The following is a 7,205-nucleotide window of genomic DNA, read 5'->3' on the forward strand; positions in this document are numbered from 1 at the left end:
CGGATAGGCTCGGGATCCCGACCGACCTTATTTTATTACCGCAGGTGATGGCCATGAAACGGGCACGGCTGATCTATAATCCGACGTCCGGCCGCGAACAAATCCGCCGCAACATCCCCTATATTTTGGACCGTTTGGAAAAAGCCGGATATGAGGCTTCCTGCCATGCCACGACCGGGGCGGGCGACGCCACGGCGGCGGCGCGCGAAGCCGTGGTGCGTGAGTTTGACCTTGTGGTCGCGGCGGGCGGCGACGGAACGATCAACGAAGTGGTCAACGGTTTGGCCGAACAGCCGCATCGGCCGAAATTCGGCATCATCCCGATGGGGACGACCAACGACTTTGCCCGGGCGATCGGCGTGTCGCGCGATATCGTCAAAGCGTGCGACGTCCTTTGCGAGGGACATGAAATTCCGCTCGACGTCGGCAAGGTGAATGACCGCTATTTCATTTACATCGCCGGCGGCGGCAAGCTGACCGAGATTTCTTATGAAGTGCCGAGCAAGCTGAAGACGATGCTAGGGCAGCTGGCCTATTATTTAAAAGGCATCGAAAAACTCCCGTCGATACGCCCGACCTCGGTCCGCATCCGATACGACGACCACGTTCTTGAAGACGATATCATGCTGTTTTTCGTCGCCAATACCAATTCGGTGGCCGGTTTCGAAAAACTGGCGCCCGCGGCTTCATTAAACGACGGCTGGTTCGACTTGCTCGTCTTGAAAAAGGCAAGCCTTCCCGAATTCATTCGGCTGGCGCGCCTGGCCTTGAAAGGCGAGCACGTGGAAGACAAAAAGGTGCTGTATACGAAAGCGAAGCATATTGAAGTCGATACGGACGAGAAAATGCAGTTGAACGTGGACGGCGAATACGGCGGACTGATGCCGGCCACATTTGACAACCTCACGCACCATTTGCGCTTGCTCGTGCCGCGAGAGACGGCGGAACGTTACGCCCGCGAGATTAAGGAAGCAAGTTCCGGCGCAAAATAACGGAAATGGGGCGAAGCGGGCACCGGACGCTGTCGGGACGGAGAAACAGCCCCGCGGGCGGAGCTGCCCATGAGGTTTGTCCCCGGGATTAAGCAAAAATCAAACTCAAGGCGCGGCGGATCAATGAGGATAGAAAAATCGGCCATGCTCTTGTGTTTAGCGGATTTTGCCCGGCGTCCTCAAGCGTGCGGACGAAAAGGCAGATTGGCATGCTGGAAAGGCGAATGAAAGGGTTTGGCACGTCTTTGTCTCAGTACGGGATTTAGATGCGTAATGGTTGATGAACCCATCGTCCCGCTATTTCGTTTCAGGCAGGCTCAATGTCTGTCTTTTTCCGTTTGGCATCGGGCGGCGGAAGTCTCCGTCGGGTGTTTCTATATTCATTTGCCTGCCGTTTTGGCGCCTTAAAGGAGTCTTTCACGTGTCTGTTTACCTGACGGCCGTTGCGGCCGCCGCTTTTTTATCCCAGCTTTTCGCGCGCTGAACCAGACCGTAAAGCGAGTGAATCCGATGACGCAACCACCGGTAAAGAAAAACGACATCGTCACCGCCACCGTCGTCGATTGGTCACACGACGGCTCCGGCGTTGCCAAAATCGACGGCTATACGTTGTTCATTCCGAACGCGTTGCCCGGCGAGACGGTCGAAGCCAAGGTGTTGAAAACGAAAAAGGATTACGGCTACGCCCGGGTGCAGCAGTTTATTAAACAAAGCCCGGACCGCGTCGAGCCGCCGTGCGAGATTTACGGACGCTGCGGCGGCTGCCAATTGCAGCATGTCCGCTATGACGCCCAGCTCGCCTTCAAGCGCAAAGTCGTGGAAGACGCTTTTGCTCGCATCGGCGGTTTGGAAGGCGTTAGCGTGCGGCCGACGATCGGGATGACCGAGCCGTGGCAATACCGGAATAAAGCGTTCGTCCCGGTCGGAAGCCGCGACGGCGAATGGATCGCCGGTTTCTATCAAAAACGTAGCCATCGCATCATCGACATGGATCATTGTTTAATCACGGACGCCTTGGGCGATGAAATCATTCAGGAAGTGAAGCGGATCGCAAAAGACAGCGGCATTCCCCCATACGATGAGGAAGCGCATCGCGGAGTGTTGCGCTACATCGGTGTCCGCGTCGGCCGGGTGAGCGGCGAGGCGATGGTGGTGCTCGTGACCCGGACGAAAGACTTGCCGCACCGCAAGCGTTTCATTACCGAACTGCCGAAAAAATTCCCTCAAATTAAAGCGATCGTGCAAAACGTGAACCCGTTGCGGACCAATGTCATTTACGGGGAAGAAACGCGGACGCTTTGGGGGCGGGACGTCATCTATGACCAAATCGGCCCGGTGAAGTTTGCGATTTCCGCGCGCTCGTTTTATCAAGTAAATCCGGTGCAAACGCGCGTCCTTTATGAAAAGGCGCTCGAATACGCCGATCTCTCGGGCGGCGAAACGGTCATCGACGCCTATTGCGGGGTCGGCACGATCTCGTTGTTTTTGGCGCAAAAGGCCGGAAAGGTGTACGGCGTGGAGGTCGTCCCAGAGGCGATCGAGGACGCCAGGGCGAACGCTGCGCTCAACGGCCTGACCAATGCGGAGTTCGCCGTCGGCAAGGCCGAAGAAGTCATCCCGCGCTGGGCGGAAGAAGGCATCCGTGCCGACGTCATCGTCGTCGATCCCCCGAGAAAAGGCTGCGATGAGGCGTTGCTCCGGACGATCATTGCCATGCGCCCGAAACGCGTCGTCTACGTGTCGTGCAATCCTTCGACTTTGGCCCGCGACCTCCGCATCCTAGAGGACGGCGGCTTCAAAACCGTCGAAGCCCAGCCTGTCGACATGTTCCCGCAGACGATGCATGTGGAGTGTTGTGCGTTGCTGAAAAAAATATAGGATATGGAAAAGCTCGTTTAATTTTACTTTTTTAAACGTACTTTTCCTAATAAAAAGTTAATTTTAAATTAACCCGTTACAATAACGGTATATTATTCTTGGTGATCCATTCGGGAGTAAGTTCATCACAAGGTTGGACTGTTGCTTAATTGAATGCGCGGGGCCATACAATCACTGTGGGCCTGGTTGTGGGCAATATGGTCCATTGAGATTGTTGCTATATCTATGATTACTGTTACTACAACGATATTAAGTCAAAAGGATGCTGCGATAATGATTTAATTATCTGCACTACTAACAATAAATCTACTGATTACTGTGCATATATTGATAATGTAGCATACTTCTCATGGTTTGGCTGAGAGTGCTAATCGTACAAAGTTACAAGCAAAAAACAGCCTAAGCGTACTTTGCTTATCAAAACCAAAAAGAAAGATAAAAGATAAGAGATAAGAATCCTTGTATATCAAGGGTTCTTTTCTTTTTTAGTCAAGTTTCATTTACTTGATACATAAATTTGGTGGCGATCATTTTTTCAGTCAAGCAGTGTGTAAAACATTCCATCGTCTTTCTATTTGAAAAAACAAATAAAAACAGAAACCATTAAAAGATAGGGCGAGTGGAAAATGATAGTCGCAATTGATAAAAAAGTCTCTGATACTGAAATTCGGTAATAAGTGTTTTGACTAAAATGTTATAAATGTAAGAATAGTAAGCTGAGAGGTAATTAAAGTAAATATAGATCATTTTTATGATGAGTTAGAAGAAAAACAATAAAAAAGGAACTACCTGCTTTGCTGAAAGGTGAGAATGCTTCAGATGTTGATTGTGGTATAGTTGGCTTACGAGGATTTTAAATAAAGAATTTAGTCTAAATGTCCTTGGTATTATTGATAAAATAACATGGATTCCTCACCTTGGATGTTGTGTCAAAAGAGAAGTTAAAAACGATTACTTTTATATTTTACAATTTAAATTACTTTTTACAGTAAACATAGCCCTATATATTAATCGATTTATTATTAGGAGGGGCTAAAATTGTTATTAAAAAAAGTTAAAGTTCATAACTTCAAGAAATTTGAAGACTTTTCCTTAGAGTTTAATAACGATTTTTCAGTAATAGTAGGAAATAATGGTACTGGTAAATCTACTCTTTTAGAAGCAATTCACTTAGCTTTAACAGGAACAATAAATGGAAGACCTATTTATTACGAACTTTCACCTTATATTTTTAATAGGAATATTGTTAAACAGTTTATTGAAGAGGTGAAGATTGATAATAAGAAGTTGCCTCCAGAAGTTGTAATTGAATTATTTTTCTCTGAGTCAGAAGATTCTGACATAAATGAATTGATGGGATTAGAGAATAGTGAAAGTATAAATACACCGGGATTCAAATTTACTATTAAGTTTAATGAGAATTTTAGGGAAGAGTATCAGCAATATATTGATAATGATAATTTTCAACATATTCCTACTGAATACTATACAGTTGAATGGAAAAGTTTTGCTGGTGCAACGATAACTACTAGGTCAATTCCGGTTAAATCCCATTTAATTGATTCCACTACAACAAGTTTGGCTACAAGCTCTCAAAAATACATTATGAAAATAATTTCAGATGTTTTAGATGAAAAACAAAAAGCGAATCTAGCAGTACTCTACCGAAGCTATAAAGAAAAATTCGGTGAGCACCCCAATATTTCATCTATTAATGAGGTTTTAAATAAAAAGAAAAATCTTATGTTAGACGACTCAAGAAATTTATCTATATCCTTAGATGTATCCCAAAAGGCTTCATGGGAGACGGCAATTGCTGCTTTTTTAGATGATATACCTTTTGATTTTATAGGTAAAGGAGAACAGAATGTAATAAAAACAACTTTGGCTATTGGAAACCGAAAGCCTAATAGGAATTTAATATTAATTGAAGAGCCTGAAAGTCACCTGTCTTTTTCAAACATGAGAATTCTGTTAGACAAAATCACAAAAGATTGCTCCGATCAGCAATTAATTATAACCACGCACAGTTCATATGTATTAAATAAAATGTCAATGGAAAATGTTATTCTTCTAGGAGAGGAAAGAAATGGCACGTTAAATGAATTGCCGCAAGATACAAAGGAGTATTTTCAAAAACTACCGAATTATGATACGTTAAGATTCATTTTGTCGAAAAAAGTAATTTTAGTAGAGGGGCCAGCAGACGAATTAATTGTTCAAAGAGCATACTACCAAAAATATAAAAAATTACCTTTGGATGATGGAATTGATATCATATCAGTGAACGGGCTTTCCTTTAAAAGATTTTTAGATATAGCAAAATTACTTCATATAGATACTGTGGTTGTTACTGATAATGATAGTGATTTTGAAAAAAATATTATAAAAAAATATAAGGACTATGAGGTTGAGAACATTAAGTTCTGTTACAGTCGAGACAATGATTTAAACACACTTGAGCCACAGGTATTAAAATGCCATAGTGGAAATTATGAGAAACTGAAAGTAATCCTAGGTAAACCTGATAAGTCAGAAGATGAGTTGCTTCATTATATGAGTAATAACAAAAGTGAGTGGGCGCTTAAAGTTTTTTTGAATAAAACTATTGAATTAAATTTTCCGGAGTATATATATGATGCCATCCAATAAGAGAATAATTAAGGCTGCTGCTGGGACAGGTAAGACTACATTGTTAATAGGTGAAGCAGTAAAATACTACACTAAGGGAAAAGTTCTGTATCTTACATACACAAATGCCAATTTAAACTCTATGAAGAATGACCTCATTAAAACGGTAGGAGTAATACCCAAAAATATCAAGTGCAAAACATGGACAGATTTTTTAATAAATGAGTGTGCAAGGCCATACCGAAAAGTAATGGGTGGACCTGAAATAGAGGGAATTAATTTTTGCAAAATGGGAGAAATTCCTCGATTACGAGGCGTAACGGCCACAAATTGGAAATATTATTATGACTCTCATGGGAATTTATACTATGAAAGACTAGCCCAATTTTGTTATAACATATTGTTGAAATCTGGTAATACCATAATTGATAGACTTGAGAAGATTTATACAACAATTCTAATTGATGAGATTCAAGACATGGTAGGGTATGATCTAAAAATAATTGAAGCTATATATAAGTCAAAGTTAAATCTTATTATTGTGGGTGATCACAGACAAGCAACTTATTCAACGAACTCTGGTTCTTTTCTAAGCAACTATAAAGGTGTTAACATTTTTAATTTTTTTAAAGTAGAATTAAAACATGATGAATTCGAAACATTGGAATTATGTCACCGTTGTCCTCAAGTAGTATGCGATTTAGCAAATACTTTATATACTGACCTTAATATGAAATCGGCTAAGGCTGCAGATCGTTCAGAAGATACTGGAGGTGCATTTGTAGTTAGTTTTGAAGATGTGTCCGGGTTTATAAAACACTTTAATCCAACAGTTCTTTACCATGACATAAGAGCATTAAAAAAGTTCAAATCAAATTTAGATGAAGATTTAAAGTTTGAGTCAATTTCTTTCGGCAAATCAAAAGGACTAAGCTTTGAAAATGTATTAATATTACCAACCAAAGAAATGGAAAATCATATTGTAAAAGGACAAAATAAAATGTCTGAAAAGACCCTTGCACAATTTTATGTAGCCATTACAAGAAGTAAGAATAATGTTGCGATTTTATCAGATAAGGTCCCATATTTTAAATTTATAACCCCATGGAAAGATGCAAGTAAAAACTATACTTCATAGTTAAAGTGGATGAGGAGAAAGTTAAATTAAACTATACTTATGTAGTTAATTATCAGTATGTGATTGTAATTACGGAAGTGGGGCGAAGAAAGTATGAAATAAGAATTTTACATAAAACAAGCCAATAAATTTTATAAATAAATTTATATTAAGATCACGTCAGATGATGTATAAAAGTTTGTGTAAAGCATTTTGCTAGACCAAAAGAAAAAAGGTAGGGTATTCTCTGATTTAGCCATAACACATTCCAGAGAAAGGAGTACCCTACCTATGTCTAAAAGAAGTATACCGAATGTCGACTGGGCAAATCAACTGGAAAGTGTTATTCGTCAATTTGTGAAAGAAAAATTAGAGCTGATTATGCGGGAAGAAATGAAAAATTTCCTCGAAATCGAACAGGCTGGAACACCGAATATGAGAAACGGCTACTATCAGCGAAATCTAGATACGCAATATGGCCGGATTGAGGGTCTTTTGGTTCCAAGAGACCGAAACGGGGAATTTCAAACACAGTTGTTTGCCCCTTACCAACGGCACACGGGCTGGCTGGAGGAAGCAATCATTAG

The 7,205-nt window shown here is 41.8% G+C and carries 5 protein-coding genes; all 5 read left to right on the forward strand.

All coding sequences use genetic code 11. From position 1 onward, the window contains the following. Positions 1–53: 53 nt before the first annotated feature. Positions 54–992, forward strand: a complete 939-nt coding sequence (locus CCB157_RS02215; protein ID WP_077614294.1) for a diacylglycerol kinase — start codon at positions 54–56, stop codon at positions 990–992. 510 nt (positions 993–1,502) lie between these two features. Continuing rightward, positions 1,503–2,870, forward strand: coding sequence for a 23S rRNA (uracil(1939)-C(5))-methyltransferase RlmD (gene rlmD / locus CCB157_RS02220; protein WP_077614295.1), 1,368 nt, complete (start codon positions 1,503–1,505; stop codon positions 2,868–2,870). 1,038 nt (positions 2,871–3,908) lie between these two features. After that, on the forward strand, positions 3,909–5,522 hold the full coding sequence (locus tag CCB157_RS02225; protein WP_077614296.1) for an ATP-dependent nuclease: 1,614 nt from the start codon (positions 3,909–3,911) through the stop codon (positions 5,520–5,522). After that, a complete protein-coding gene (locus CCB157_RS02230) occupies positions 5,509–6,639 on the forward strand; it encodes a UvrD-helicase domain-containing protein (protein WP_238594559.1) in 1,131 nt (376 codons plus the stop codon). The genes CCB157_RS02225 and CCB157_RS02230 overlap by 14 nt, the downstream gene beginning before the upstream one ends. A 270-nt stretch (positions 6,640–6,909) precedes the next feature. Further along, positions 6,910–7,205: transposase (locus CCB157_RS02235; RefSeq protein WP_193432241.1), on the forward strand; the 296-nt coding region annotated here is incomplete at its 3' end.

The organism is Caenibacillus caldisaponilyticus (genome assembly GCF_002003465.1).
Classification (GTDB): Bacteria; Bacillota; Bacilli; order Bacillales; family Sporolactobacillaceae; genus Caenibacillus; species Caenibacillus caldisaponilyticus.

Excerpts from the sequence above, each read along its gene's own strand:
- CCB157_RS02215 (WP_077614294.1), top strand. The coding sequence starts at position 54 with ATGAAACGGGCACGGCTGATCTATAATCCGACGTCCGGCCGCGAACAA.
- CCB157_RS02230 (WP_238594559.1), top strand. The coding sequence starts at position 5,509 with ATGCCATCCAATAAGAGAATAATTAAGGCTGCTGCTGGGACAGGTAAG.
- rlmD (WP_077614295.1), top strand. The coding sequence starts at position 1,503 with ATGACGCAACCACCGGTAAAGAAAAACGACATCGTCACCGCCACCGTC.